Source organism: Micromonospora sp. LOL_015, assembly GCF_048060275.1.
GTDB lineage: Bacteria > Actinomycetota > Actinomycetes > Mycobacteriales > Micromonosporaceae > Micromonospora_E.
This window is the reverse complement of record NZ_JBHMIO010000052.1, coordinates 1-26,711: the sequence shown is the minus strand read 5'-3', so window position 1 is coordinate 26,711 and position 26,711 is coordinate 1. Positions and strand designations below refer to the sequence as shown.

Annotated in this window: 20 protein-coding genes, 1 pseudogene and 1 CRISPR repeat array; of the genes and pseudogenes, 13 read left to right on the top strand and 8 right to left on the bottom strand. The window is 70.6% G+C overall.

All coding sequences use genetic code 11. The features are described 5' to 3' along the window. Positions 1-58 precede the first annotated feature (58 nt). From cas3 to ACFHWU_RS25535, 10 genes are all read left to right on the top strand, one after another. On the top strand, positions 59-2,014 hold the full coding sequence (gene cas3 / locus ACFHWU_RS25580; protein ID WP_416591829.1) for a CRISPR-associated helicase Cas3': 1,956 nt from the start codon (positions 59-61) through the stop codon (positions 2,012-2,014). Then, complete coding sequence (gene cas5c / locus ACFHWU_RS25575) at positions 2,011-2,712, top strand: type I-C CRISPR-associated protein Cas5c (RefSeq protein WP_416556841.1); 702 nt, start codon at positions 2,011-2,013, stop codon at positions 2,710-2,712. Before cas3 ends, cas5c begins: the two co-directional genes overlap by 4 nt. After that, complete coding sequence (gene cas8c, locus ACFHWU_RS25570; protein WP_416591828.1) at positions 2,712-4,553, top strand: type I-C CRISPR-associated protein Cas8c/Csd1; 1,842 nt, start codon at positions 2,712-2,714, stop codon at positions 4,551-4,553. The genes cas5c and cas8c overlap by 1 nt, the downstream gene beginning before the upstream one ends. Further along, on the top strand, positions 4,550-5,416 hold the full coding sequence (gene cas7c, locus ACFHWU_RS25565; protein WP_416569389.1) for a type I-C CRISPR-associated protein Cas7/Csd2: 867 nt from the start codon (positions 4,550-4,552) through the stop codon (positions 5,414-5,416). Before cas8c ends, cas7c begins: the two co-directional genes overlap by 4 nt. Then, the gene (cas4, locus tag ACFHWU_RS25560; RefSeq protein ID WP_416569390.1) at positions 5,413-6,057 is read left to right on the top strand and encodes a CRISPR-associated protein Cas4; all 645 of its coding nucleotides are present in this window, start codon (positions 5,413-5,415) and stop codon (positions 6,055-6,057) included. Before cas7c ends, cas4 begins: the two co-directional genes overlap by 4 nt. Beyond that, entirely contained in the window at positions 6,050-7,087 is a 1,038-nt protein-coding gene (gene cas1c / locus ACFHWU_RS25555; protein ID WP_416569391.1) for a type I-C CRISPR-associated endonuclease Cas1c, read from the top strand. The genes cas4 and cas1c overlap by 8 nt, the downstream gene beginning before the upstream one ends. A gap of 1 nt (position 7,088) precedes the next feature. After that, on the top strand, positions 7,089-7,379 hold the full coding sequence (cas2, locus tag ACFHWU_RS25550) for a CRISPR-associated endonuclease Cas2 (RefSeq protein ID WP_416591827.1): 291 nt from the start codon (positions 7,089-7,091) through the stop codon (positions 7,377-7,379). 124 nt (positions 7,380-7,503) lie between these two features. Continuing rightward, a CRISPR array of direct repeats spans positions 7,504-8,950; the repeat unit is 37 nt; unit sequence GCTGCACCGGGTCTCCGGACCCGGTGAGGATCGCAAC. A gap of 238 nt (positions 8,951-9,188) precedes the next feature. Continuing rightward, positions 9,189-9,782 carry a PadR family transcriptional regulator gene (locus tag ACFHWU_RS25545; RefSeq protein WP_416569316.1) on the top strand — a complete coding sequence of 198 codons (594 nt, stop codon included), beginning with the start codon at positions 9,189-9,191 and terminating at the stop codon, positions 9,780-9,782. Next, positions 9,779-10,501, top strand: a complete 723-nt coding sequence (locus ACFHWU_RS25540) for an ABC transporter ATP-binding protein (RefSeq protein ID WP_416591826.1) — start codon at positions 9,779-9,781, stop codon at positions 10,499-10,501. Before ACFHWU_RS25545 ends, ACFHWU_RS25540 begins: the two co-directional genes overlap by 4 nt. Then, positions 10,498-12,954, top strand: a complete 2,457-nt coding sequence (locus ACFHWU_RS25535) for an FtsX-like permease family protein (RefSeq protein ID WP_416591825.1) — start codon at positions 10,498-10,500, stop codon at positions 12,952-12,954. The genes ACFHWU_RS25540 and ACFHWU_RS25535 overlap by 4 nt, the downstream gene beginning before the upstream one ends. 7 nt (positions 12,955-12,961) lie before the next feature. On the opposite strand, the gene ACFHWU_RS25530 is transcribed toward ACFHWU_RS25535, so the two are convergent. The 5 genes and pseudogenes from ACFHWU_RS25530 to ACFHWU_RS25510 form a co-directional block, all read right to left on the bottom strand. After that, positions 12,962-13,819 (bottom strand): YybH family protein, encoded by an 858-nt coding sequence (locus ACFHWU_RS25530; protein WP_416569336.1) that lies wholly within the window; start codon positions 13,817-13,819, stop codon positions 12,962-12,964. A 25-nt stretch (positions 13,820-13,844) separates the two neighbouring features. Further along, positions 13,845-14,882, bottom strand: a pseudogene (locus ACFHWU_RS25525) (sigma-70 family RNA polymerase sigma factor). 40 nt (positions 14,883-14,922) lie between these two features. After that, positions 14,923-15,567: a hypothetical protein gene (locus ACFHWU_RS25520; protein ID WP_416591824.1), complete on the bottom strand. Its 645-nt coding sequence runs from the start codon at positions 15,565-15,567 to the stop codon at positions 14,923-14,925. A gap of 75 nt (positions 15,568-15,642) precedes the next feature. Beyond that, a complete protein-coding gene (locus tag ACFHWU_RS25515) occupies positions 15,643-16,062 on the bottom strand; it encodes a hypothetical protein (RefSeq protein ID WP_416569321.1) in 420 nt (139 codons plus the stop codon). A gap of 386 nt (positions 16,063-16,448) precedes the next feature. Then, the gene (locus ACFHWU_RS25510; protein ID WP_416591823.1) at positions 16,449-16,949 is read right to left on the bottom strand and encodes a hypothetical protein; all 501 of its coding nucleotides are present in this window, start codon (positions 16,947-16,949) and stop codon (positions 16,449-16,451) included. 124 nt (positions 16,950-17,073) lie between these two features. On the opposite strand from ACFHWU_RS25510, the gene ACFHWU_RS25505 reads away from it, so the two are divergent. Genes ACFHWU_RS25505 through fxsT form a run of 3 tightly spaced genes read left to right on the top strand, consistent with a single transcriptional unit; the run spans position 17,074 to position 23,146 of the window. Next, positions 17,074-17,511 carry a hypothetical protein gene (locus tag ACFHWU_RS25505; protein ID WP_416556852.1) on the top strand — a complete coding sequence of 146 codons (438 nt, stop codon included), beginning with the start codon at positions 17,074-17,076 and terminating at the stop codon, positions 17,509-17,511. 42 nt (positions 17,512-17,553) lie between these two features. Next, entirely contained in the window at positions 17,554-19,161 is a 1,608-nt protein-coding gene (locus ACFHWU_RS25500) for an effector-associated domain 2-containing protein (protein WP_416591822.1), read from the top strand. Between the two features lie 55 nt (positions 19,162-19,216). Continuing rightward, complete coding sequence (gene fxsT / locus ACFHWU_RS25495) at positions 19,217-23,146, top strand: FxSxx-COOH system tetratricopeptide repeat protein (RefSeq protein WP_416591821.1); 3,930 nt, start codon at positions 19,217-19,219, stop codon at positions 23,144-23,146. Between the two features lie 46 nt (positions 23,147-23,192). Here the strand turns inward: fxsT and ACFHWU_RS25490 are convergent, their stop codons facing one another. The 3 genes from ACFHWU_RS25490 to ACFHWU_RS25480 form a co-directional block, all read right to left on the bottom strand. After that, complete coding sequence (locus ACFHWU_RS25490) at positions 23,193-25,094, bottom strand: aKG-HExxH-type peptide beta-hydroxylase (RefSeq protein WP_416591820.1); 1,902 nt, start codon at positions 25,092-25,094, stop codon at positions 23,193-23,195. Continuing rightward, positions 25,091-25,354, bottom strand: a complete 264-nt coding sequence (locus ACFHWU_RS25485) for a hypothetical protein (RefSeq protein WP_416569326.1) — start codon at positions 25,352-25,354, stop codon at positions 25,091-25,093. Before ACFHWU_RS25485 ends, ACFHWU_RS25490 begins: the two co-directional genes overlap by 4 nt. A gap of 70 nt (positions 25,355-25,424) precedes the next feature. Next, positions 25,425-26,546: an effector-associated domain 2-containing protein gene (locus tag ACFHWU_RS25480; protein WP_416556857.1), complete on the bottom strand. Its 1,122-nt coding sequence runs from the start codon at positions 26,544-26,546 to the stop codon at positions 25,425-25,427. Positions 26,547-26,711: the final 165 nt, after the last annotated feature.

Here is a 26,711-nt window from a genome sequence, read left to right as displayed (position 1 = left end):
ACCCGCACCCAGCCCAAAACCAGCAGTATTGCCAACAAAACGACCAAAGTTTAGGTCAGTGGGATTCAGCCGGGCGCAGGACGTCACCTCGGCTGAGGACGAGCTGCCCCGACTGTTGCCCGATCTGCCAGCCGACCTGCGGCACACCATTCCCGACGCGTGGCTGCAGGACCAACTCGTGGGGGAGATGGCGCTGCGGCTGTGCTACAGCGCCCTGGTCGACGCCGACGGTCTCGACACCGGCGCGCACTTCGACGGCCTGGCCGCGCCCCGGGTCCGCGCCGACGCCGACTTCGGCCACCTGTACAAGCTGTTCGAGCAGCGCCGTACTGCCATGCTGGAGCAGCGCCGAGCCACCATGCTCGCCGCCGGCAAGTCGTCCCCGGTGGACGACCTGCGCGAGCAGGTCTACGCCCAGTGCGTCAGCTTCGCCGACCAGCCGCCGGGGATCTACCGGCTGCCCGCGCCGACCGGGGCCGGCAAGACGCTCTGCGCCGCCGGGTTCGCGCTGCGGCACGCCGAGAAGAACCAGCAACGACGCGTCATCGTCGCTGTCCCGTTTCTGACCATCACTGGGCAGAATGCCGCCGTCTACCGTGGCATGCTCGATGAGCCCGGCGCCGAGCCGGTCGTCCTGGAACACCACAGCCAGGTCAACTTCGAGGACGCTGCCACCGGACGGTGGGGCCGACTCGCCGCCGAGAACTGGGACGCACCGTTCGTCGTGACCACCTTCGTTCGCCTCTTCGAGTCGCTGTTCGGCCGTCGGCCGTCCGCGGTGCGCCGGGTGCACCGGCTCGCCGGGTCGGTCATCGTCCTCGACGAGGTGCAGGCCCTGCCGCACGACATGCTCGTCCCGATCCTCGACGGGCTGCGGCTGCTGGTGCGGCACTTCGGCACCACCGTGCTGCTCTCCTCGGCCACCCAGCCCGAGTTCTGGTCGCTGCCGACCCTGAACGGCGTGGACTACACCGACGTGCTGACCGACGTGCCCGCCGTCGCCAGCCAGCTCAAACGGGTCCGCTACGAATGGCAGCTCGACCCCGCCCCGACCCTCGCCGACATCGCCGACCGGGCCGCCGACGACGTCGCCGCCCCCGCTGGCCGGCCGCCCGCCGCGATGGTCGTCGTCAACACCACCGCCAACGCCCAGTCCGTCTTCGACACCTGGCGCGACGGCGGCGACCTCGACCACGCCCGGCACCTGTCCACCCGGATGTGCCCGGCGCACCGGCAGCGCGTACTCGAAGACGTCCGTGACCGGCTGACGAACGACGAGCCGGTCCTGCTGGTCTCCACCCAGCTCATCGAAGCCGGCGTCGACGTCGACTTCCCGACCGTCTACCGGGCGATGGCCCCCGCCGACTCGCTGCTGCAGGCCGCCGGCCGGGCCAACCGGGAAGGCCGCCTCGACCACGGCCGCGTCGTCATCTTCGCACCCGCCGACGGCAGCGCTCCGGAGACGTACAAGCGGCTCGTCGGCGCCGCGACCACCCACTTCGGACCCGACCGCGCCGACCCCGATGACCCTGACGCACTCGCCGCCTACTACCGCTCCATCTACAGCACGCTCAACCTCAACGACCCGCAGCACATCGGCCAGCAGATCCAGCGGTCCCGGACCGCCTGGGCGTATGAGACCGTCGCCGACGGGCCGCTCGACGACAGCGGACACCGCGACCGCAAGCGCGCCTTCCGCATCATCAGCGCCGACAGCATCTCGGTGGTCACCCCACAAGGCGCCGGTACGCCCGACGAGCGCGCCGACGTCGAAGAACTCGTCCACCGGGTACGCACCGCACCCGTACCCGACATGCGTGACCTGCGCCGGCTGCAGCCCTACACCACTACCGTCCACCCGGGCGTGCCCCAGCGCGACGCCGGTGTGCGGGCCCTGATGCAGCCGATCCTCGGCTCGGACGTCCGAGTCGGCGCGCTCGTCGAATGGCGCGGCGACTACGACCCGTACACCGGCATGATCTTCGACCCGAAACTGGAGGACTTCATCCTGTGACCACGGAAGTCGTCAACGGGCTGGCCTTGCGCCGCAGCGCCGACGGAGACCTGCCGATCGCCGTCCAGGTCAGCGGCGACGCCGCCCTGTTCTCCCGCCCCGAGCTGAAAGTCGAACGGGTCACGTACCCGGTGATGACCCCCACGGCGGCCGTCGGTGTCCTCGAAGCGATCTACTGGAAACCGGAGATCCGCTACGAGATCGTCGCCATTGAAGTGCTCAAACCCATCAAACAGTTCACCATCCGCCGTAACGAAACCACCGACGTCGCCCCGCTCGCCGACGCCATCCGCGGCAAGCGCCGTGTCGACACCGTCGCCCACCGCGACCAGCGCAATGCCGTCTGCCTGCGCGACGTCGCCTACCGCATCCACGCCCACCTGGTGCCGGCGGTACACGCCGACAAACCCGCCGCCGCCTACCGCGACCAGCTGCGCCGCCGGGTCCGCCGAGGAGCCTGCTTCCAACAGCCCTACCTCGGTACGCGCGAATTCAGCGCCGACTTCAGCTGGCCCGACGACACCCCGCGCGACACCAGCGTCAACGAAGAAGTCGGCATCATGCTGCACACCATCCACCGCGACGGCAAAAACCAACCCCGGATGGAATGGTTCGCCGCCCGCGTCGCCGAAGGCGTCCTGCACGTCCCGCCACGCGGCATGGAAATGGCGCTACCGCCCACTGGCGGAGCCGCCTGATGCTGCTGCAACGCCTCGTCGAATTCGCCGCCACCAGCGACGACGTGCTTCCGCCCTTCTACGGCCGCAAACCCGTACGGCTGATCATCGACATCGACCGGGACGGCGGCTACCGGGGGCAGACCGACACCGCCAGCGACGCCGCCGGTGCCCGATTCGGCATCGAACGGAGCGTGCCGGCCGTCACCCGTACCGTCGGGATCGCCCCCACCCTCGCCGTCGACAACGTCGAATACGCGCTCGGCTGGGTCGCTGACGGCGGCAAAGCCGACCGGATCGGCAAACAGCACGACGCGTTCGTCGAACTCATTCGCGACTGGGCCGAAGCCGAACCCGACGGACCCGGCCCGGCGGTCGCTGCCTTCTACCGCAGCCACCAACACTACAAGGTGCAGCAGCCGGACAAGTGGGGCCGGGCCGACATGGTCGGCATCCGGGTCGCAGACGAGTACGCCTTCGAGCACGACAGCGCGCGACGCTACTGGGCGACCGTCGCCGCCGGCCGCAAAGGGCTCGGCCGGGCCGGCCGGTGCCTCGTCTGCGGCGAGGTGCGCGACCTGCTCAAGACCATCCCGCAGCAGATCCCGCAGCGGCTGCTGCCCGGCGCCACGCAGGGAGCGTCGCTGGTCAGCGTCAACGAAGCGGTGCACGGCTACGAGCTGACCAAGTTCCTCGGCAACACGCCGATCTGCGTCACCTGTGGACTGACCTTCATGTCGTCGCTGACCGTTCTGCTCAGCGACACCAACCACCATGCGAGCCTGCCCGGCCAGAACGCCAGGCTGACCTGGTGGGTGATCGGCGGCGCGTCGTTCGACCCGATGGGGCCGCTCGACCAGGAGGACGAGAAGACCGCGCTGGACATGATCGTCAGCCCGACGCGCGGTGTCGAAGCGACCGTCGACGACCTGTCGAAGTTCTGCTCAGTCACCGTCTCCGGCAACGTCGCCCGCGTCGTCGTCCGCGACTGGGTCGAAATGCCGCTGCCGGCAGTGAAAGCCAACCTCCGCCGCTGGGTCGACGACCACAAGATCGCCGGCTGCGACGGTAAGCCGACCCTCGTCAAGCTCGTCCAGCTCACCCGGGTCGCCGGCCGGTGGCAGCCCGGCCGGGGCAGCGGCCCCGGCAGCTGGATCAAACTCGGCGCCCGAGGGGAGGACCGCCCCGGCGGCCTCTACCACGCGCTGTGGCGGTCAGCGGTCTTCGGTGCGCCACTGCCACCAAAGATCCTCGCCCACGTCATCGACCGCATCCGCACCGACGGCCGCGTCGACGCCGCCCGGGTCGCCCTGATCCGCCTCGCCGTCCTGCGCCGCCCCGGGCTTCCTCCGTACCACGCAGAAAGGCTGACCCCGACGTTGAACGACGCCAACCGCGACCCCGCGTACCTGTCCGGTCGCGCCTTCGCCGTGCTCGACGACCTGCAACAGGCCGTCTACCGCGCCGCGAACCAGCAGCTCAACACCACCTTCGCCGAACGCTACATGGGCCGGGCCATCACGAACCCGCAGGCGGTGCTGGTCAACGGACGTCGCTCCGCCACCGCCTGGCTGCGACGGCTGCGCGGCCCGCTCGGCAAACCGGCCTGGGCCGGTGCGTACGCCAACCGACTCGACGACATCTTCGCGCAGATCGACGCCGACACCTCGATCCCCAGCTCGGCCATGCTGACGCAGAAGGCCGCGTTCGTCCTCGGCTACCACCACCAGCGCGCCGCGATGCGGGCCGAACGGATCGAAGCCGCCGCCAACAAGAAGAACACCGATCTGCCACCCGCCGACCTGCCGCCCGGTGCGGACGGGACGCCGGCAGCTGACGCACCTGAAGGAGACGCCGCATGAGTGCCGCCCATCTCGATCCCGCCCGCCGGCACGACATCGTGATGTTCTTCGATGTCACCGACGGCAACCCCAACGGCGACCCCGACGGCGGCAACCAGCCCCGCACCGACGACGAGACCGGGCAGGGCCTCGTCACCGACGTCGCCATCAAGCGCAAGATCCGGGACACGGTGGCGCTGATGCGCGGCGGCGACCCCCGGTACGGCATCTTCGTCGAAGCCGGCCACGCCCTGAACACCCGGTCTGACGAGGCGAGAATCGCCGCGCCTGGCGGGATGGACCAAGCCCAGCAGTGGCTCTGCGAGCACTACTTCGACATCCGCATGTTCGGCGCGGTGCTCACCGGCGGTGGAGGCAAGGGCGGCCTCGGCCAGATTCGCGGTCCGCTTCAGGTCGGCTTCGCCCGCAGCATCGACCCGATCCTGCCGGCCGACCACGCCATCACCCGGGTCACCCAGACCCGCCAGGAAGACATCGATAGAGGCGAGCGCACCGAGATGGGCTCGAAGTGGACCGTCCCGTACGGGCTCTACCGGGCACACGCCTTCTACTCCGCGCCGCGCGCCGCGAAGACCGGCGTCACCTCCGACGACCTCACCGCGCTCTGGCGGGCCATCGCCATGATGTTCGACCACGACCGGTCCGCCACCCGAGGCGAGATGAAGCTCTGCGGGCTGTGGATCTTCAGCCACCCCGACGCGCTGGGCGTCGCCCCCGCGGCCAGCCTCACCAAGCGGATCCAGGTAAGCCGGACCAACCCCGACAAGCCGGCCCGCCAACACCTCGACTACCAGCGGACCATCGCCGACACTCCGCTGCCCGACGGCGTCCAGCTCACCACCGCGGTGGACCTCTGGCTGTGACCGACCCGGTCGAGAGCGACAGCGGGATCCGCGAGGTCCCGCTGTCCGCCCTTGAGCACTATGCCTACTGTCACCGGCAGACCGCGCTCATCCACGTCGAACAGGTGTGGGACGAGAGCGCGGAAACGGTACGCGGAGACCTCAGCCACACCGCCGTCGACCTGCCCGGCGTCACCCGCCGGGCAGGTGTCACCGTCGTACGGTCACTACCGGTCGGCAGTGAGACGTACGGGCTGCGTGGCGTCTGCGACGTCGTCGAGTTCACCGGACAGGTCGCCACCCCGGTCGAATACAAGGTCGGCCGGTACCAGGCCGGAGGACCAGCCGAACTGCAACTCGGCGGACAGGCGCTGTGCCTCATCGGCGCCGGATTCGAAGTGCCGCTCGGCTACATCTACTCCGTCGCCGAACGCCGCCGCCACCCGGTCACCATCGACGACACACTGATCGAGCAGGTCATCGAAGCCGCCGGGGCGGTACGGAGAATCTTCGGCACGTCGAAACTCCCGCTCGCCCGCAACGACAAACGCTGCCGGCGGTGCTCCCTGCGCGACGCCTGCCTGCCCGAAGCCACCGATGGGCACAGCCGGCCACTACTCGACCTGTTTACCCCGCGACCACTCGGAACCTGGCGTGACTGAACTGCTGAACACTCTGTACGTCCAGAGGCCGGGCACAAGCCTGCACCTCGACGGCGACACCCTGCGGGCCTTCCACCCCGACGACGAGCCAAAGACCCCGCCCAGACGGGTGCCGCTCGTCCGCCTCGACCACCTCGTCGCCTTCGGCGGAGTCAACGTCAGCCAGGAACTGCAGCTGCGCTGCGCCGCTGACGGTCGGTCCGTCACCTACCTGACCGGCAACGGGCGGTTCCTGATGCGGACGGTCGGGCCGGCCACCGGCAACCCGCTGCTGCGGCAAGCCCAGCACCGCGCCGCCGACGACCCCCAACAGCGGGTGTCGATCTCCAAGGCCATGATCGCCGGGAAGATCCACAACAGCCGGCAGGTGCTGCTGCGTACCGCCCGGGACAGCTCCGGGTTCCGTCAGACCGCACTGCGCGCCAGCGCCGACCTGATCGCCGAACGACTGAACCTGCTGCGCGACGCCACCACCATCGACGAAGTATTCGGCGTCGAAGGAATCACCGCCCGGGACTACTTCGCCGCCATGCCGCACCTGGTCACCAGAAGCAAAGAATGGAAGGTCGCCGGCCGCAACAAACGTCCGCCCACCGACCCGGTCAACTGCCTGCTCTCCTTCCTCTACGGGATGCTGCGCGGCGCCGTGCACGGAGCGCTCGAGCAGGTCGGGCTCGACCCGTACATCGGGCTGCTGCACGGCGTACGGTCCGGCAAGCCGGCGCTCGCGCTCGACCTGATGGAAGAGTTCCGTCCCCTGCTCGTGGACCGGCTGGTCTTCACCCTGCTCAACCGGCGAGAACTGAGCGACAAGGACTTCGATCACCTGCCGAACGGCGCGTACCAACTGACCGACGATGGGCGCAAGAAGGTGTTCACCGCCTGGGAGAAGAGCCGGCAGCGGGCCTGGCCGCACGCGTACCTGCGGCGTGACGTCGAAGGCGCACTGCTGCCGCTCGTACAGGCGCGGCTGCTTGCCCGGCACCTTCGCGGCGACCTGGCCGCGTACCAGCCGTGGACGGTCGCCTGAAATGGACCTGCTCGTGACGTACGACGTCGAGACCACCACCCCGGCTGGTGCCCGCCGGCTGCGCAAGGTGGCGAAGATCTGCGAGGGGTACGGGCACCGCGTCCAAAAGTCGGTGTTCGAAGTAGTGTGCCGGGACGCGGACAAGGTCAAGCTGGTCGTGGCCATCGAGGCGGTCATCGACCCGACCCGCGACAGCGTACGGATCTACCGCCTTCCCGCGATGGCTCTCGACGATGTCGAACACCTCGGACGTCCCCGTGGGCTCGATCCACGCGGCCCGTTCGTGATCTAGGAACCTCCGGTGGGCACCAAACCCCGGGAGGTTCCGAACCAGAATATCGGGCAAAAATCCCGTATCGGCCTCGTGGCTGGCCGGAAGTCAAGCGATTGTCTTCTATTTTCACAGCTCGCGAGCCGCTGCACCGGGTCTCCGGACCCGGTGAGGATCGCAACGATCCAGGCGAGCGCGCCGAAGAAGGCCGGCTTGTCCTGCTGCACCGGGTCTCCGGACCCGGTGAGGATCGCAACCGGCCCGGCCTGGTCGACCGGCTCATCCGGACCGTCGGCTGCACCGGGTCTCCGGACCCGGTGAGGATCGCAACGCCCCGCCGCCGCCGGCACCGGCCGGCGGTACGCCGGCTGCACCGGGTCTCCGGACCCGGTGAGGATCGCAACGACGAAACCGACAAGTCGTACCTGCGGTGGCCGTACCGGCTGCACCGGGTCTCCGGACCCGGTGAGGATCGCAACTACTTCGCGGTGCTCACCGTCGCGGCGTTCGGCTCGAGCTGCACCGGGTCTCCGGACCCGGTGAGGATCGCAACTTGCCGTGCTCACGCACCGCCGCGGCGTACTCGGTCTGGCTGCACCGGGTCTCCGGACCCGGTGAGGATCGCAACACTACTCTGCGAGGGTCACGTCACGACACAGAGAGTGGCTGCACCGGGTCTCCGGACCCGGTGAGGATCGCAACGACCAGGACGTCATCCGGGTGGTCGGCAAGGGCCGACGGCGCTGCACCGGGTCTCCGGACCCGGTGAGGATCGCAACACGCACATCGAGCCGGTGGACGGCGTGGATGCCGACTGCTGCACCGGGTCTCCGGACCCGGTGAGGATCGCAACTCGGCCAGATAGAACTCAAACTCCATCCACGGATCAGCTGCACCGGGTCTCCGGACCCGGTGAGGATCGCAACTGGTTTCGTCGTAGCTGGCCTTGTCGACGGTCCGGGTACGCTGCACCGGGTCTCCGGACCCGGTGAGGATCGCAACGTGGCCGAGGCGCAGGAGCGGTGCCGGGCGACGGTCGAGCTGCACCGGGTCTCCGGACCCGGTGAGGATCGCAACTGGCAACGAATCGGCTTGCGCCCGATCACCTTAAACAGCTGCACCGGGTCTCCGGACCCGGTGAGGATCGCAACAACGCCCAAACCCCGACGAGCCTGGTTGAGGCCGCGCTGCACCGGGTCTCCGGACCCGGTGAGGATCGCAACAGGTGGAACTGCAGCTGCCGCATCCGGCCACCCGACGGCTGCACCGGGTCTCCGGACCCGGTGAGGATCGCAACGTGGGTGAGCCGAGACAGGACGGCTCGTAGCTCGGCGGGCTGCACCGGGTCTCCGGACCCGGTGAGGATCGCAACCAGGGCGGAGGCGGCGAGGTCTCCGCAGATGATGCAGCTGCACCGGGTCTCCGGACCCGGTGAGGATCGCAACACGGGTTGGAGCATCCCGCCTTCGGTGGTGCCGCCGCTGCACCGGGTCTCCGGACCCGGTGAGGATCGCAACTGCGGCCCTGCGGTCCCGCATCCGCCGGGCCGCCGGGCGCTGCACCGGGTCTCCGGACCCGGTGCAGCTCGCAGCGTACGCGGGAAGGCTCTTGCAGGTCAGCGTTTGCCCCGTTTGGCGGCCACGAGAAGAGCGGCGATGACTGCTGTGGTACCGCCGGCGCACAGTAGACCGGTGAGCAGCAGTACGGTCAGATGCCAGGGCTTCAGCGCATGCATGACACGTCACCGTACCGGGTGGAGACACGAGGCGTGTACCGCCGCATCTAGGGGGAGTGCTTACTGGGCAACTACTTACTTGGTAGGGTGTCCGCATGCAGCGAACTGCGGTGCGGTGGGGGCTACTGGCTCTCTTCGCCGACGGCCCCAAGTACGGCTACCAGCTCAGGACCGAGTTCGACGCCCGCACCGGCGGCAGCTGGGCGGTGAACGTTGGACAGATCTACACCACGCTGGACCGTCTCGCCCGGGACGGCGATGTCGCTCCGGTTGGGACCAACGAGGACGGCCGGGACATGTTCGCGATCACCGAGCAGGGTCGGCGAGCTCTGGAGAGCTGGTACGTCACTCCGATCACCGAAACCGACCGCCCGCGCAGTGAACTGGCCATCAAGCTGGCGATGGCGGCGGTCGACCCGCACGTCGACATCGCACTCGTGGTGCAGAAGCAGCGAACCGAGTCGATGCGCCAGATGCGTGACTACACCGATCTGCGCCAGCGGGCCGACGCAGATGACGATCTCACCTGGACGCTGCTGCTGGACCACCTGATCTTCGGCCTGGAGAGCGAGATCCGGTGGCTCGACCACGCCGAGGCGACGACCCTGCGCCGCCGGCACGACCGGCCCCCGACCGGGCCGCGCCTGGTCGCGACCGAGCAGCCGATGCCCGAGCGGGCGCAGCGATGAGCGGCCCGGTGCTGCGACTCACCGACGTGGAGCGGGTGTACCAGGCCGGTGAGGTGTCCGTACGGGCGTTGGCGGGTGTCAGCCTGTCGGTCAGGCCGAGTGAGCTGGTCGCGGTGATGGGGCCGTCCGGATCTGGCAAGTCGACGCTTCTCGCCGTCGCGGGTGGTCTCGACACGCCCACCGCCGGCTCGGTCGAGGTCGAAGGGGTGCCGCTCGGCGGTCTCGACCCGACTGCAGTGGCGCATCTGCGGCGGGACCGGATCGGCTACGTGTTCCAGGACTACAACCTGGTGACCGACCTGACTGCGGCTGAGAACGTCGCCCTGCCGCTGGAGCTGGCCGGTGCCGGTGTGCGGTCGGCGCGGTCGGCGGCGGTCGCCGCGCTGGACGAGGTCGGCCTGGCCGCCGAAGCCGACCGGTTCCCTGATCAGCTTTCCGGCGGGCAGCAGCAGCGGGTGGCGATCGCCCGGGCGTTGGTCGGCGGGCGGCGGCTGGTGCTGGCGGACGAGCCGACCGGCGCCCTGGACTCGCAGACCAGCGTCGCCGTGCTGAAGGTGCTGCGGGCGCGGATCGACGCCGGTGCGGCAGGCGTGCTGGTCACCCACGAGGCGAGGTACGCCGGTTGGGCGGACCGGACCATCTTCGTCCGCGACGGGCGGCTCGTCGACGCGACACCGGATCGCGACGATCCTCGGCGGCTGCTTGGTGAGTCGTCATGATCGGCGCCGCTCTGGTCGGCCCGTCGCGGGTGGCGCTGCGCCTCGCCCGTCGTTCGGCGCTGCGTCACCGGGGGCGCAGCGTACTCGTGCTGCTGATGCTGTTCATCCCCGCGTACGCCGGCACGATCCTGACCGCGAGCTGGAGCAACCTTGGCGGCACGTCGGCGCAGGAGATCACCTTTACGCTGGGCGGTGCGGATCTGATCGTCGGGTCGGGTGACCTCGCGGCGGTCGAAGCCACCCTGCCGCCCGGCAGCGACACCACCGGGTTGATCCAGGCCAGTACGGTGCTGCGGACCCCGGCCGGGCTGCGGGCACAGGAGTACGAAGCGACGGATCCGGCGCATCCGGCCAACGACGGCCGGTACGTGGTGCGGTCCGGGCGGGCACCGGACGGCTCCGCCGAGGTGGCTGTGACCCGGCGGCTGGCGGCGGATCTAGGGCTGCGGCTGGGTAGCTCGGTCACCGCTGGGATGCCGCAGCGGGAGCTCACCGTCGTCGGCGTCGTCGACTGGAGCCGGTCGCTGCGTACATCGGGGCTGCTCGTCCCGCACGGGTTTCCGCTCTCGTCGGCGCCCGGAAAGCTGATGGTCCGGCTGCCCGACGGTGCCGAATGGATGCCGCCACGAATGGACGCCGGGTCCGGCAACCTCTCGGTGCTGTCCAGGGAGCGGATGGCCCCGACCGCCGGGGAACGCCGGCTCGAGGCTGCGGCGGCGTTGCTCGTGGTGACGTTCGCGGGCGCGCAGGTCGTGCTGCTCGTCGGGGCGGCGTTCCTGGTCGGGGCGGCGCGTCAGCGTCGGGAGCTGGCTCTGGTCTCCGCCGCTGGTGCGACGCCCCGGCAGGTCACCTGGATCGTCGTCGCTGGCGGGCTGCTGCTCGGTGTCGTGGCCGCGTTCGCAGCGGTGCTCCTGGGGCTGGCGACGTTCGCCGCTGCTGCCCCGCTGATCGAACAGGTCGCCAACCATCCGCTGATCGACGTGTCGCTTCCGGCCGGTCGGCTGCTGGGCGTCGTCGGCGTCACGCTGTGCATCGCGATGCTGGCCACGCTGCTGCCGGCCCGCGCCGTCCGGCAAGGCTCGGTCCGTGGCGCCCTCGGCGGCCAGCGGGACACGTCGAAGGTCGATGGCCTCGGCGCGGTGGCTGGGCTGGCGCTCCTTGTCGTGGGGATTGTGGCGTTGCTGGTCTCCGGCAACCCACAAGGGCGGCCGCAGGTGCTTGCCGCTGGCGGCGTCGCGCTGTTGCTCGGCGTGGTCGCCGGCACGCCGACGCTGGTGCGGATGAGCGGCCGAGTCGCTGGTCTGCTTCCCATGCCGTCACGGCTGGCGTTGCGCCATGCTGCCCGGCATCGGCTCCGTACGGCTGCGGCCGTTGCCGCGGTGACCGCCGCGGTCGCCGGCAGCGTCGCACTTGCCCTGGCGGGCGCGGCTCGCGGCGAGGTGACCCCGAGCCGACTCGACGCCCGTCCCGGCCAGGTGCTGGTCCCGGTGGACGCGGCGGAGAAGCTGGGGCCGGACGGTCTGCGACGGGTCGCCGGTGCCCTGCCGAGCCGTGCCACGGTCAGGGTAGTCACCGCTACGGACCTGCAGGCCAACGTTGCCCACCATGATCTGCCGGCCGGCCCGACCGCGACGGTGTCCGTCGCCGCCGAGCAGCGGGACGTGGCCGTCGGCGGGGCGGAGGTCGTCCAGTTGGTGACCGGCCGGCCCGCCACCCGGCCCGAGCAGGAGGCGCTCGACCGAGGTGACGCGGTCGCGTTCAACGACACACTGGTGACGCCCGATGACCGTGTCGCGCTGTCGTCGGACGGCCAAGGGCTCACGCTGTTGCCAGCCGTCGTTGCCAGCCGGTCGGAGTACTACGCGAGGCTTCCCGGCCTGGTGATCGCGCCGGAGACCGCGCAGCGGATCGGCCTGGACACCAGGGTCCGGCTCGTTGTGGTGGACACGACGCGGATGCCGGATGAGCAGGAGCTGGCTGCGGCGAACTCGATCCTGCTCGCGGCGCAGCTCACCGCCGCCGAACCGCCGGCGTCTCCGGTCACCGTCGACGCCGTGCCGGCGGACGACCAGTCGTCGCGTGAGGTGGGCGTGATGTTCTACCTCCTGGCGACGGTGAGTGTCCTGGTCACCGTCGTGGCGAGCACCGTGGCGGTCGGACTGGCGTCGGTGGAGCTGCGGCCGGACCTGGCGACCATGGCTGCGGTCGGCGCCGCTCCCCGCGTCCGCCGACGCATCACGACAGCTCAAGCGTGGCTTATCGTCGGGGTCGGCACCGCGCTCGGCCTGCTTTCCGGGATCGGTCCGGCGGCGGCTTACGTCAGTTTCAGCACCGAGCTTCATTGGCACGTACCGTGGCTGGCGCTGTCGGCCATCGTGCTCGGGCCGCCTCTGCTTGCCGTGATTATGGCAGGTCGCCTCGTCCTCGGCGAGCCGTCCTTTAGGGCTGGTTGATGAGTCGTCACACGCCGTGCAGGTCGGTGCGGGCGGCGCCGGTCGACGGGTCGTAGGGGTACGAAAGGTGCTGGTGGACCATCCGCCACGCGCCGTCGCGGCGTCGGAAGACGCGGGTCCCGCGCGACCAGCTGTCGAAGGGCGTCGCTTCGGCCGGCTCCAACCGGACGCGGTTGAGCCCCCAGGTGACCGCGAGGTCGCCGTCGACCATGACCGTCAGGTCCGGGACGGTCCAGGTGACGGTGCCGTCGCCAGCTGCGTCGAGACCGGCCCGGCACACCTCGCGTACGGCGTCGATGCCGACGTACCGCAGAGGTTGCTCGTGCTCGTAGGAGACGACGTCGTCGGCGATCGGGGCCGTCAGCCGGTCGAGGTCCCTCGCCGTGGTGGCGTCGAACCAGTCCTGGTGCAGCTGGCGTAGGTCCTGTTCGGCTTGGGCCGCGCCCTGATCCGGGGCCGCGTCCTGGGCCGAGCGCTGCGGGGTGGTGTCGGCCAGTGGGAAGGAATGGTGCTCGTGGGCGACGATCCACCGGCCGTTCTGCCTGCGCAGGCCGAGGGTCAGTCGCAGCCGGACGTCCGGCTGCTCGGCGAGGCTCGCCTGGGTGCCGCAGCGCAGCAGCGCGTACGCGAAAGCGACGTCGTCGCCTGCGGTGACCTCCAGCGATTCGATCTCGAACACCCCACCTCCGCTGGCCAGCCACTGGAAGAAGGGCGGCCAGCTCTCCCGGTAGGCGTCGATGCCGCGTACCCCCTGCTGCGGTGGTGGGACGTCGAACATCACGATGTCGTCGGCGTGGTCGGCCAGGACGGCGGCAAGGTCGCGGCGCTGGACCGCCGCCGTCCAACGTCCGATCAGCGTACGGATCTGTTCTTCGGTGGTGGCCGATCGGTCAGCCGGTCAGCTGGGCCGGCAGGCCGAAGGTCGGGAAGTCGGCGTCGAGAAACGAGACCACCTCGGCGACCTGCTGTCCGCGTAGCGTGAGCACGTCCAGGCCGGCGGGGACGTACGCGTCCCGGTCGTCGTTCCACAGGTACGTGCCGAAGGCGAGTTGCCCGTTGGCCCGGGTCGGCAGGAACCGCCAGCGGTGCCGCAGCACCACGTCGACCAGGAAGGGCCGGATCGCGTCGCGTCCGTCGTACCAGGTGGTCATCGGCGGCATCGAGTAGCGTGCGTCCTCGGTCAGCATCGCCACGATGGTGCCGACGTCGTTCGCCTGCCAGGCGGCCGCGTACCGTCGGGCGAGCTCGCGCTGTGCGGCGTCGCCGAGCGCGGCCAGGGTCCGCTGCTGGCTGGCGGCCGGTCGCAGTTGGGCGACGGCTCTGCGGGCGCGTTGCAGTGCGCTGTTGACGGCGGGGACGGTCGTGTCCAGCAGGTCGGCGACGTCGCTGGCGGGGTAGGCGAGTACGTCGCGGAGCAGCAGGACCGCCCGCTGCGTGGCCGACAGGTGTTGCAGGGCCGCGACGAACGCCAGCTCGACGCTTTCCTGGGCGATGATCTGCGCTTCCGGGCTGCGCGACGCCGTCGGTGCGGCCGGCTGGTCCGGGTACGGACCCAGCCATACCGTCTCGGCCAGGGGTGCCCCCTGTGGGCTCAGGTCGGTGGGGAGTTCCCGTCGTCCGCGACGCTCGATGATGGTCAGGGCCCGGTTCGTGGCAATCTTGTACATTCAGGGCCGGATCGACCCGTCCCGGTCCTCGAACCGGTCCAGGCTGCGCCACGCCCGGTCGAAGGTGTCCTGGACCGTGTCGTCGGCGTCGTGCACCGAGCCGAGCATCCGGTAGCAGTAGGCGTGCAGTTCGTCGCGGAGCGGGCCGACGAGGTGGCCGAAGGCGGTGCCGTCGCCGGCGCGTGCCGCGGTCAAAAGCTGCGGTACGTCGGTCCCACTCGTCTGATCCGGGCTGCTCACCCGGTTTCCTGCCTCGCTCATCCGCGAAACGGTACGCGTCGGCTGTACCCGATGTTCGTGCTCAGGGGTCGAGATGGCTGGCTGTTTCGTCGATCAGCGCGTCCGCCAGGTCGTGCAGGAGCGTGACCGCCTCTGTGGTTTCCCCGGTGGGGGCCACCGCGCCCGCGTACACCATCAGCACCAGGTTTTCGTGGCGGACGAGGTGGGTGACGTCGAGCTGCGAGGCGGCGATGTCACCGAGGGTGAAGTCATCGGGATCCAGCACCAGTGCCGTCTGGAGCGTTTTGCCGCTGTCGCCCCACCAACCGGTCAGTTCGGCGGTGGCAGGATTCGGCCCGGTCTCCTCCGGTAGGTCGATGTAGTTCGCGACGTCCTGATCGTAGGCCTGCACCGCACCCGCCACGTCGTGGTAGACGCGGACCTGTACCGCGCCGGACGGCTGGAATGCGCCGAGTGCGGTGGCGAAGCGTTCGTCGGGTGCGATGGCGCCGAAGTCGCATCGCTCCCGCCAGTAGGTGCGCTCCGTGCGATAGTCCGAGCCGTCCTCATGGGAGGGGGCGAGGTCCAGAGCGATCCCCTCGAACACCGCCTCGAACTGCAGCCGGGAGCACAGGTCTTCAGGGATCTGCCCGTACCGCGGATTCGAGTCGGGCGGTGGTGTCGGGCCGCCGGCACCGCACCCGGCAGCGACGACCACGAGCGCCACCGCGACGATGCCGCGCCGGAGCCGACCGGTACGTAGACGCATGGCAGTCCTCCAGGGTCGTCGTGTCGAATGCCGTCAGGGTAGGTAGAAATCGTTGCCGTCGACGCCGGACACGATGTTGGGCTCGACCGGGATGAGCCTGTCATCCTCGTCGCCGCTTCGGAGCGAGTCGACGCGGTCGAGCGCTTCCTGGGTCACTTCCCGCAGGGCTGCGTGCTGATCGCTGTCGTTCTCGACGATTTGCCCGATCGCGTCCGAGACTGAGGCGAGCAGGTCAGCGGCGGTGCTGCCCTGCAGATTCAGCGCCGCCCAGCCGCCGTCCGGGATGGTGGTCGCGGCGATGCTCACGCCACCCGCGACAACGCCCGAACTCGCCACCCACAGGCCACCGACGGTCGCCGTCGCGCCACCGAGGATCCCGCCGAATACCGTCGCTGCACCGCCGGCGAGGATCAGAATGTTGCGTAGCGATTCCTGCCGTGCCAGCTCCGCCATGCTCTGGGCAAGTTGCGGTGGCCGCCCACGTCGCAGCCTCACTGGCCAACGTCCGAAGATGTTCGTCGACCTCCTCCTTGCGGCTGTCGTGCCATGGCAGGCGTACGTAGTCCGCCGGTACGTGGTAAATCTTCGTGAAGGGGAACGTGGCACCGAGACGGACTTCGATGTAGTGCGTGCCGGGGCCGACCGGTGTCTGATGCCACCAGCTGGCTTTCTCTTCCTCCAGGAAGGCCATCGCGGTGTCGATGTAGCGGAGCTCGGCGAAGTAGCCCTGGATCTCCGAGAGCGTGCGGTAGAACTCCTGCGGGTCGTAGGTGATCGAAGGCTCGCTCATGAAACCTCCCTCACGATCGCGAGTAGGGGTCGGAGCAGGGCTCGATCATCTAAATGCCACCGACGCGTTCGTCATGACTCGGTCTGCTCGGCGGGGGATCGTGCACCCCGGGTAGTTCAGGGATGTGCGGCGGCGAGGTGCCGTACTCCTCGGCGTTGTCGTCCAGCAGCCGGGAGAATTCGTCAGCGGCCAGCTTGTCGGTGGCGGCGTACGAGTCGGCGATGTCCACGAGCGCCGCACCGACCTCCTGCATGCGCAGGCAGGTCTGACGGAACACGTCGTGCGCCTCGTCCCGCAACTCCATCAGCCGCAGGTGCGCCGGATGCATTCCGAGCCCCGGCCGATCGAACTGCGTCTCCAACCCATCGACGATGCCGTGCGTCCGCCTCGTCAGCCTGGCGTAGACAGAGGCAATCTCCGGAAGCTCGTTCCGGCCGGCCCGGTACAGGTAGTACAGGTGCGCTCCGAGGCGTCGACCGGCACCGACATCACCGAGGCTGTTGTCGCCGGTGTAGTCCGGCCGCCAGTCTGGCTCGGTCGGGTCGGGCATCGCGGCCCTCCGCCCGATCGTTGCAAACAGTGACGGTCATGTTTATGCGATCTGTTGTAGCAGTGCCGCTCCACTGGATCGGTCCGGGGTCGGCTGGTTCGCGTGGTCCACATACCATCGACATATGCTCTCCGAGGAATCCGTCGTCACCGTGCCCGCGGATGCCGGTCCGGGGCCGGTGGCCGGCACCGACGTGGTGTTTCTGCCGCAGGGGTTCGACCACGGCACACCGGTCTACCCGGCGCACACGACCCAGTTGGTTGACCAGTTGACCGCGCAGGGAGTCACCGCGCGTACCTGGCATCCGGCGGCGGAGTCCGAGTTCCTGTCCACCCGGGGCCCGGTTGCCGACACGTTGCTGCAGATCGCGGTCGGCATCGCGTCGTCGGCCGGCTGGTACGCGATCCAGTCGATGCTGCGCAGCCGCTCCGGCCCGCTGCGGGTGATCGCCGTGTTTGAGCAGGACGGTCAGCGGCGGCGGGCGGAACTGGCCGGTGACGCGGACGACGTGGTCCGTGCGCTGGAGACATTGGACCCGTTCGGGCCGGGACGGCTCGATTGATCCGGGGCGGGTCGGCCCGGTGCAGGCGGAACGGCCGGCCCGATGTTGGACCCAAGTGACGTCGAGCGGCGGGTGCCGTCCCCGCAGGGGGCGGAGCGTCGCCGGATCATCGCCGAGGTAGCCGGTCTGCTCGAGGAGTCGGACGTGGTCCGGGATCCGAGCAGCCGCCAGGTGCTGCTGCGGCTGGTCGAGGAGGCGTTCGGCGGGCCGCTGCGGCTGCGTGACCTGGCGGTGTTACGGCCGCAGTTGGTGGACCTGGTGACGGCCTGCATCGACCGTACCGGCGGGCTGCGGCTGCTCGCCGAGTGTCTCGAGCTACTGGAGCCGGCCGGCGCGCGGACCCTGACGCTGCTCCAGTTGTCCGACGAGTGGCAGGTGTTCGAGCAGTTCGCCGATCACGATCTGGGCTGGCTGCGGGGTGACCTGTCCGAGTTGCGGGTGACGGCGCGGTGGCGTCGGTTCGTGGTCGAGTGCCGGCAGGAGCCGCCGCCGGAGCACTGCACCTCGCTGTGGCATCTGTTCGCCCATCTGGCGGTGGCGCCGTCGAGTGCCGGTGTGGCGGGCGACGGAACGGGGTTTGGCGGGGTGCCGCACTGGTTGCGGCTGCTCGGTCGGCTCGAGGACAGCGTGCCGGCCGAGGCGCGGCAGCGGCTGCGCCAGCTGATTCGGGCCCTGGCCGATGAGTGGGACGTGCCGGAGGACGCCCTCGTCGGGGTGGGTGGGACCCGCTTCGGCCGGTCGCCCGTCGCGGCGGTCGCCACCGCCACCGCCGCCACCGCCGCAGCCACCGCAGCCGTGGCGGACGGTGCCGTCGGCCCCGCGACGGCTTACCTGGTCATCCAGTTCGAGAAGTACGGCGGTGACGACGACACGTTCATCATGTCCCACTGGTATCAGTGGGCGTCGCCGACCTGGGCACCGGTGCGGGGTGAGCATCGCCGAGTGCGCTACGGCGACCTGGAGGCTGCGGTCGACGAGGTGCTGTCGGAGACGGAGCGGCGCTGGGCGCACCAGGCGGGGCCGGTGACGATTGAGATAGTCCTGCCGTGGCAGTTGCTCAACGAGCCGGTCGACACCTGGCGCAAGGAACTTCGGTCGCCGGTGCCGAGCCCGTTGGTGGTGGAGTATCCACTGGTGATCCGCTCGTTGGAGCGGCTGCGTTCCCCCGAGTGGCATCGGCGGTGGCGGGTGCGCTGGCGTGGCGTTGCTGCGGACGGCGGGTCTTCTCGGATATTCTGCGCCGCGCCTGATCAGGTCGACGCCCAACTGGAGGCGTTGCTGACGGGTGACGAGGCGACGGTCGTTCTGGTGTTGAGCGATTCGCCGTTGCCGGACAGCGCGGCCGAGCGGCAACTGCTTGTCGGCGTACGGTCCGGTGTCCCAGCCATCGTCTGGCACCGTGATCCGGTGTTGGCCGTTGAGCTGTGCCGGGTGCTGCGATCGATGGTCGAGTCGGCGAATGGGTTCGCCGGGGGGATGGCGCAGCTGCCCATGCATGTCGCAAAGTTGAGGAAGTCGGCCTGGGGTGAGGATCCGTCTGCTTCGGGCCGGCACGTCGGGCACGGCTTTGTGATCTTGTGGGACGATCCGCTGCGGCAGCCCGGACAGCCTGGCTCAGCCGGCGACGACTTGGGAGAGGTCCGCGAATGAGCGGAGACGGTCACCGGGGGACGGTCGGCGGCACCATCCGCCCCGGTGGTGCTCCATGATGGATTCGTTGTCGTCGCGTGGGTCGGCCTTTGCGGTCCGTCCGACCCTGCCCGAGCCGGCCCGGCAGTTGGAGATCGCCGGTCGTCGTGAGGTCCTCGTCGTCATCGACGACGATCCGGTGATGGAGTTCTGGTCCGACGAGTTCGCCGACTTCCTGGCGATGCTGCGCGAGCAGGAGTGCTTCGCCTCGGTGTCGGTCCGGTCCGTGGTGGTCGCCGACGGCGCGGTGCGCTGGCGTGACGCCCCGCACGCCCCGCTGACGGTGCCGTCGGGTGACGGCGGGCCGCCGGTGGTCTTCCTGGTGACGCACGGCCGGTCGCCGGCCTGGACCACCGGGCTGATCTTCCCGGTGCTGGTCGGCTGGGCGGCGTTGGCGGCGTTGGCCGTGGTCAACGTGCTGCCGCAGCAGCACTGGTACGACCGGGGAATGGATACCGCCGAAGTGCTGTGGACCCCGGCCAGCGCCCGGCTACCGACCGCCGAGCGTCCATGGCGGACCAGCGTGCCGGACCCGTGGTCGGCGGCGGAGCCCGGCGGGCCGGAGCGGACCGCGGTGCCGGTGATCCAGCGCGGCGGTGACTGGCTGTCGCGGTGGGGGCGGCTGCTGGCCGGGCCGACGGCCGGTACGGTGCGGATGCCGGCGCTGCTGGTGAATTTGTCGGACCGGGTCCCGGGAGCGGTGCGCGTACCGCGCCTGGCGCAGTCGGGGCTGAGGGCGACCGAGCTGGTCGCCCGGTTCCGGGCCAAGGCGTCGCCCCGGGCGTTCGCGTTGGCGACCCGGCTCGCCGCCGCTCCGCTGACCTCGCGGATCATCCGGGCGGTGCAGCGCACCGCCGGTCGGCTCGGCCCGACGCACCTGACCGAGGTGTTGACTAGCGACCTGTTGCGGCCGGTGCGGCACGGCGGTGGTACGTCCGGCGATGACACCCGGCTGCGGTACGAGTTCCGCCACGGGGTTCGTGACCAACTGCTGGCGTCGAGCTACCGGGACCGCATCATCGAGGTCCAGTACACCGTGGAGAGTGAGCTCGGCCGGGACATCGAGGCGGTGCGGAACTTGACCCGTCGGGTCCGCAGCCCCCGCGAGGCCACGTACCCCCGGGTGACCCCGGCCTCCGAGCCGTTTCTGCGGGTCGAGTTGGCGGTGCACCTGTCGTTGGGCGGCCCGAACCTGGTCGCCGCCGAACGGCTTGGTTGGGCGTTGGGTTCGCCGGTCCGGGCCCGCAGATCCCGCTATCCGGCGACGAATTCGCAAGCGAGTCATACAGGTATGGAGCCGACGATGTCTGACATAATGGCGTCGCCGGGAGCGTCCTTCCCGTTCGGCGCCCGGCAGCAGACGCCCCACCCCGGACCCGACCCAGAAGGGAGTGCGGTGTCTCCGACCGGCAGTGTCATCCCGCCGACCACCGCTGTCCTGCGCACCCAGCGACGCGACCAGCAGCCGGCCGTCGTCGGCAACCTGCCGCCGCGCAACGCCAACTTCACCGGCCGGCGGGCGCTGCTCGACACGCTGCACCAGCGGCTGCGCGCCGGCACCACCGCGGTGCTGCCCGAGGCGGTGCACGGTGCCGGCGGTGTCGGCAAGTCCCAACTGGTCGTCGAGTACGTCTACCAGCACCAGCAGGACTTCGACCTGATCTGGTGGATCTCCGCCGAGCGTCCGGCGCAGATCCAGTCCGCACTCGTCGAGCTCGCCAGCCGGCTCGACCTGCAGGTGCCGACGACAGCGAACACCGCCGTGCCGGCGGTGCTCGACGCGCTGCGCATCGGCCGCCCGTACGCCAACTGGCTGCTGGTGTTCGACAACGCCGAGGACCCCGACGACGTGGAACGGTTCTTCCCCCGGGGTGGGCCGGGCAGCATCGTGGTCACCTCGCGCGACCCCCGGTGGGGCCAGATCGCCAGCGGCCTGCCGGTCGACGTGTTCGACCGGCAGGAGAGCATCGAGCTGCTCCGCCGCCGTGGCCCGGACCTTCTGGCCAGCGACGCGGAGCGGCTCGCCGCCGCGCTGGGTGACCTGCCGCTGGCCATCGAGCAGGCAGCGGCCTGGCGCGCGGAGACGACGATGACCGCCGACGAGTACCTGCAGCTGCTGCGCGACAGCCAACCCGACGTCGACGACGTGACCGAGGTGGAGCAGGACTACCCGCCGCTGGTCGCGGCCGCCTGGCACATCTCCCTCAACGGGCTGCGGGAGCGGGACCCGTCGGCGCTGCGTCTGCTGCAGGTCTGCGCGTTCTTCGCGTCCGAGCCGATCAATCGGTCGCTGCTGTCCAAGCCCCGGTTGCAGATCCACCCCGACCTGGATCCGCTGGTGCGCAGCCCGATCCGGCTCAAGCAGGCGATTCGGACCATCGGCCGGTTGTCGTTGGCCCGCATCGACCACCGGACCAACTCGTTGCAGATGCACCGGCTGGTCCAGCGGGTGCTGATCCACCAGATGCGCGAGCAGGACCGCAACGACCTGCGGCACAGCGCCCACCTGCTGCTCGCCGGCAACGACCCGGACGAGCCGGACGACGCCGACCACTGGCCCCGCTACGCCGAGCTGTATCCGCACATCGTCGCGTCCGGCGCGGAGACCTGCCGTAACGAGCTGGTCCGGGACATGGTGCTCAACGAGGCGAAGTACCTGTGGCGTTGGGGCGACCACATCGGTGCCCGCGACCTCGCCCAGCGGGCGTACCGGTCGTGGATCGACCGGGGTGACGACACCGACCCGGACAGTCTGCGGATGGCGACCTGGCTCGGGTTCATGTATTTCGTCGTCGGCGACTACGCCGCCGCCGCGAAGTTGAACGCCCGGACGTTGCAGCTGTACCGGCAGACGGTCGGCGACACCGAGGAGGAGACGCTCGACGCGCTCGGTGCGGTCGCCGCCGACCATCGCGTCGCCGGTGACTTCGACGGGGCGTTGGAGCGGTCGATCACCGTCTACGAGCAGTCCCAGCGCAACTTCGGTGACGAGGAGCCGTTCACGCTGCGGGCCGCGCACAACCTCGCGGTCAGCATGCGGCTGTCCGGGCTGTTCGGTCGGGCGCTGCAGCTCGACGAGCAGACCTACGAACAGTTGGTGCACATCTACGGCACCGACCACCCGGTCAGCCTGAACACCCTCGGCGGTATCAACCTGGACCGGCGTGAGCTGGGTGACTACGTGACGGCACACGCCAGCCAGGAGAACCTGGTCGCCGACGCCCGCCGGGTGCTCAAGTACGACGACCATCCGGACCTGGTCCGGCAGAGTCACCAGCTGGCCGGCTTCCGGCGTAAGGCCGGCCAGCACCATGAGGCGCTGGACCTGTCCACCGATGCGCTGCGGCGGTTCCGCATCCGCTACGGCGACGACCACCCGGACAGTGTGCTGGCCAACCTGACCGTCTCGATCGACCTGCGGGTCACCGGCGACCTGCGGGCTGCGCGGCAGGCCGGTGAGGCCGCCGTGCAGGGTCTGCGGGCGCTCTACGGCGAGGACCACCCGCACACCGCGGGGGCGCAGGTCGACCTGGCGGTGACGTTGCGCCTGCTCGGTGAGCACGAGCAGGCCCGCGAGGTGGCCGATGAGGGCCTGCGCCGGCTCACTCAGCGGCTCGGGGGCAGCCACGCCCTGGTGTTCGCCGCCCGGGTCAACCTGGCCAGCGCCTTGTACGAACTTGGTGAGTACGAGGCGGCGCGGGCGCTCGACGCGGAGACGTTCGACAGCTGTACGGAGCAGCTCGGTCCCGGCCATCCGATCACGTTGGCCTGTGGGTTCAACCTCGCGATGGATCTGCGCGGGCTCGGCCAGGACTCCCAGGCGAGTCTGCTGTTCGACGACATCGTCGACCGGTTCCGGTCGACGTTCGGCGAGCTGCATCCGGCGACGGCGGCAGCGGCGGCCGGGGTGCGGGCCAACTGCGATATCGATCCGCTGCCGCTGTGACCTGCCCCGGCGGGTTCGCTCCGGAACTGTACGGCCGGACCCGGATTCAGCGGCGGGTCCGGTTCAGAAGCAGCCAGCCGGCCGGATCCGCCGGCCGGTGCGCGTCGGCGGGCAGTCCGGCACCGACCCAGGCCGCCAGCTCGACCGGATCGGGTACGTCGACCGGGGCGCCCCGGCGGGCGGCATGCCGCAGCGTCTCCATCACCAGTTCCGGCCGGTGCAGCAGGGCCCGCGCCGCCGGATGCGTCGACCCGTCCGGCCAGGTCAGTCCCAGCCCGATCCAGCTGTGCGCCGCCGTTGTCCCGGCCGCCAGATCGGCTGCCAGCTGCCGCAGGTAGCCGGCGCGGGCCCGGTCGGCGTCGCCGCCGACCAGTGCGACGTCGGCGGCGGTCGCGCCGGTGACCAGGCCGGTTACGGTGTCCGTGGCGGCGGTCAGTCGGTCGAAGCCGGCCGGGTCGGTCAGCCGGTGGCGGGTCAGCACCGCGCGGGCGTCGAACCAGGCCCGGTCGGGGCGGGTCAGCGTGGCCGGCCGGCCGTCCCGGGCGTCCGCCAGGCAGGCCGGCAACGGCCGTCGGCCGGCCCAGGCGGCGGCCAGCTCGGTCCGTGCGGCGGCGTCGAGCCGCAGGTTGTGCGCCCGCCACAGCGCCCGGTGGTCGACGGCCATCCGGTCGGCCAACCGTTGCGGGCCGGCCGGTACCTGCTCGGTCTCGAACGTGGCGACCGTGTCGTGCAGGATTTCGACGAACCGGGTGCCGTGCCCGGTCAGCCGGCCCGAGTCGAGCAGTGACCGCACCGCGTGCCGGGTCTGGCGACGCCAGAGCGCGAACTCGAAGTTGGCCAACGCGACCTGCCCGGCCGGGGCGTGCCGCCGGTGCACCCGCCAGAAGTCGGTGATCCCGGCGAACGCGTACACCCCCTGCAGCAGCCCGGCGACAGGGCGCGGGTCGTCGCGCCATGGTGCGTAGAACCGCCGGTCGGGATCGTCGTTCACCAGGGTCAGCAGATGGGCCAGCGCGCCCAGTTTGTGGTGCTGGATCTCGTGTACCAGCGTCATCGCCAGCTGGGTGGCGTCGTCCGGTTCGGACAGCAGAATGGTGCCGAAGGCTTCCGCGCCGGAGGCGGACAGTTGGCGGAACCGTTCCCGGGCCGGCAACGGCGCGACGGTCCGCAGGATCGCCGCGACCGTCCGGGCGCGCTGCGGCTGCTGCCGTACCAGCAGCTCCCAGGCCTGCTGGAGCTGGGCCTGCCAGCGGCGCACCTGGTCGGTGCTCAGCGGTGCCGGCGCTGCCGGTCCGCGCAGGTCCCGGTAGACGTCCCGATCGAGCAGTTCCACCCGCAGGTCGATCCCGCCAGCGGTGGCGACCAGCCGGACCGGCGGATGCCAGTGGGGGTCGCCGGGGCCGACCGGGTCGGTGCCGCCCGCGGTGACCGTGACCGTGCCGGCGGCTGCGACCACCTGTACCCGCTCGATCCGCGGGGGGAGTTCCACGGCGGCGACGGTGGGCAGCGCGAGGTGGCCGTGGCGGGCCGGGACCACGAGGTCGAAGCTGAGCCCGGCGCGGACCGCAGCGGCGGCGGCCAGCGAGTGCAGGTAGCCGACGTCGACCCAGAGCGGCGGGTCGCCGGACCCTGCCGAGGTGAGCCGGCGCAGGGTGTGCGCCACCCAGATGCCGACCTGCGGTTGGGCGACGACCTCCTCGGTGGCGTCCGGGTCGGCGCGGTCGGCACGGACCAGCAGTTGCCACGCGGTGTCGACACCGGACAGCGGGCCGGCGGCGTCGGTGCGGCGCGCGACGGCGTCCACCAGTGCGCGCAGCGCGGTCAGCCGCCAGCTACGTTCGGAGCCGCGCAGGGCTGCTGCGGTCCGTTCGTCGCCGCCGGTGCTGGCCAGTTGCCGGAAGTCGTCGACGGCGATTGCGTGGGTGGGTGCCGCCGCCCGGCCCGTCAACCGATCCGGTCTTCCGCCAGGGGGTCGGCTCCGGTGGCCCGACCGGCGAACGATCCGCTGTAGCCGCTGATGCTGCCCTCGGCGTCGGCGATCCGCTGCCGTACCCGGACCATCGCGGCGGTCATGTCGGAGTCGTCGACGCCGCGCAGCGTCGCCACGTCTACCGTCGACAGATCGAGCATCTCGGACTCGATACCGGCCGGGGTGCTGTCCATCAGCGGTAGCCCTTCACGAAAGGTGACGGTCGATGTCCTCATCATCGCTTATCCCCGCACGGCAACGGAAGCGCCGGGGCGCATGCGTCACAGCGCCGGCGTCGACCGGCGGTAGCTACCCGGCGAGCCGCCGGACCGTCTCGGCGAGGTGGTCGACGGCAGCGTCGTCGCTGGTGAAGAAGCGTACGGCGGCGACGAGTTCGGACAGTCCGGTGGCGTGGTGCAGGCAGCCTCGGACGATGCTGACGGCGTCGATCCGGGTCGCTGGGTTGCGCCGGATCGAGGCGTACACCGACGGGGGCAGCAGAGACAGAATTTCCTCGCGGTCGTTCGGCCGGCGGAACTCCGGAATCTCCAACAGCGCGTCCACCACCGCGCCGATCGCCGCCGTTGACGGCCGCACCAACCTCTCGACGGGCTTGCGCGACCCGCCCGGGTCCGCCGCCAGCAGCAGACCTTCGTCGCCGGACGCGTCGCGGTACCACAGGTAGGTGGGGGTCTGCCCGGTCAGACCGTCGGCCCGTAGCGTGGTGAACCGGGCCCGCAGCCGCTCCGCGAGCCGTTGCGGGTCGGCCAGCGCCGTGAGGCCGTCGGCGTCCATCAACCGCAGCAGCTCCCGGCTGAACAGGCCGGTCCGCTGCCGGTCCAGGTTGGCGGCGGGTTGGCCGGCGGCGGCGGCGAACAGCACGTCCTGGCTGCGTCCGGCGACCGGGTCGCCGATCGGGAAGGTCTCGTGCCCGTCGATCCGGCGCGGCCGGGCCGGGCCGTGCGTCTGGCAGACATCGACCAGCCACAGCTGCCGGTGCAGCGCCGCGACGAGGTCCGAGGCGTACGTCGCCAGCAGCGAGTCCAGGTCGAGGTTGACGGCGTCGGCGTCGGTGGCGTCGGCGTAGTACAGCCGGCGTCGCCGACGCGGGTCGACGAAGCCGTGGCCGCCCCAGTAGACGTACAGTTCCCGCGCGGAGCTGGCAGGCAGCTCGCGCAGCAGCAGTTGGCGGACGGTGGCGCGGTCGGCGGGTCGCCGCCGTACCCCAGCCGGCAGGTCGTCGGCCGGGGGTGCCGGGTCGGTGAGCAGCTCCACGTTCCCGGTGGGTACGCCGTGGGCGACGAAGAACCGTGCGATCCGGACGGCGTCGTCGACCGGCCCGGTCAGGGTCCAGCCGTCGCCGGCCTGGTAGGCGCCGACGCCGACGGCGACCACGCGGACGTCGGGGCGCTGCGGCCCGGTCGTGGTCACCGTCCGACGGTACGGGTCGCCGACCCGGCTTGCGTCGTCTGGTCACCGGCTCCGGCTCCGGCTCCGGCTCCGAGGCCCAGGCCCAATGCTGCGTAGCTTAAGTTGATCTTGGGGTGTGGCCTGCGGTTGTGTGGCTGCTGTCGGGTGGTTCGGCGTGGCGGGCTG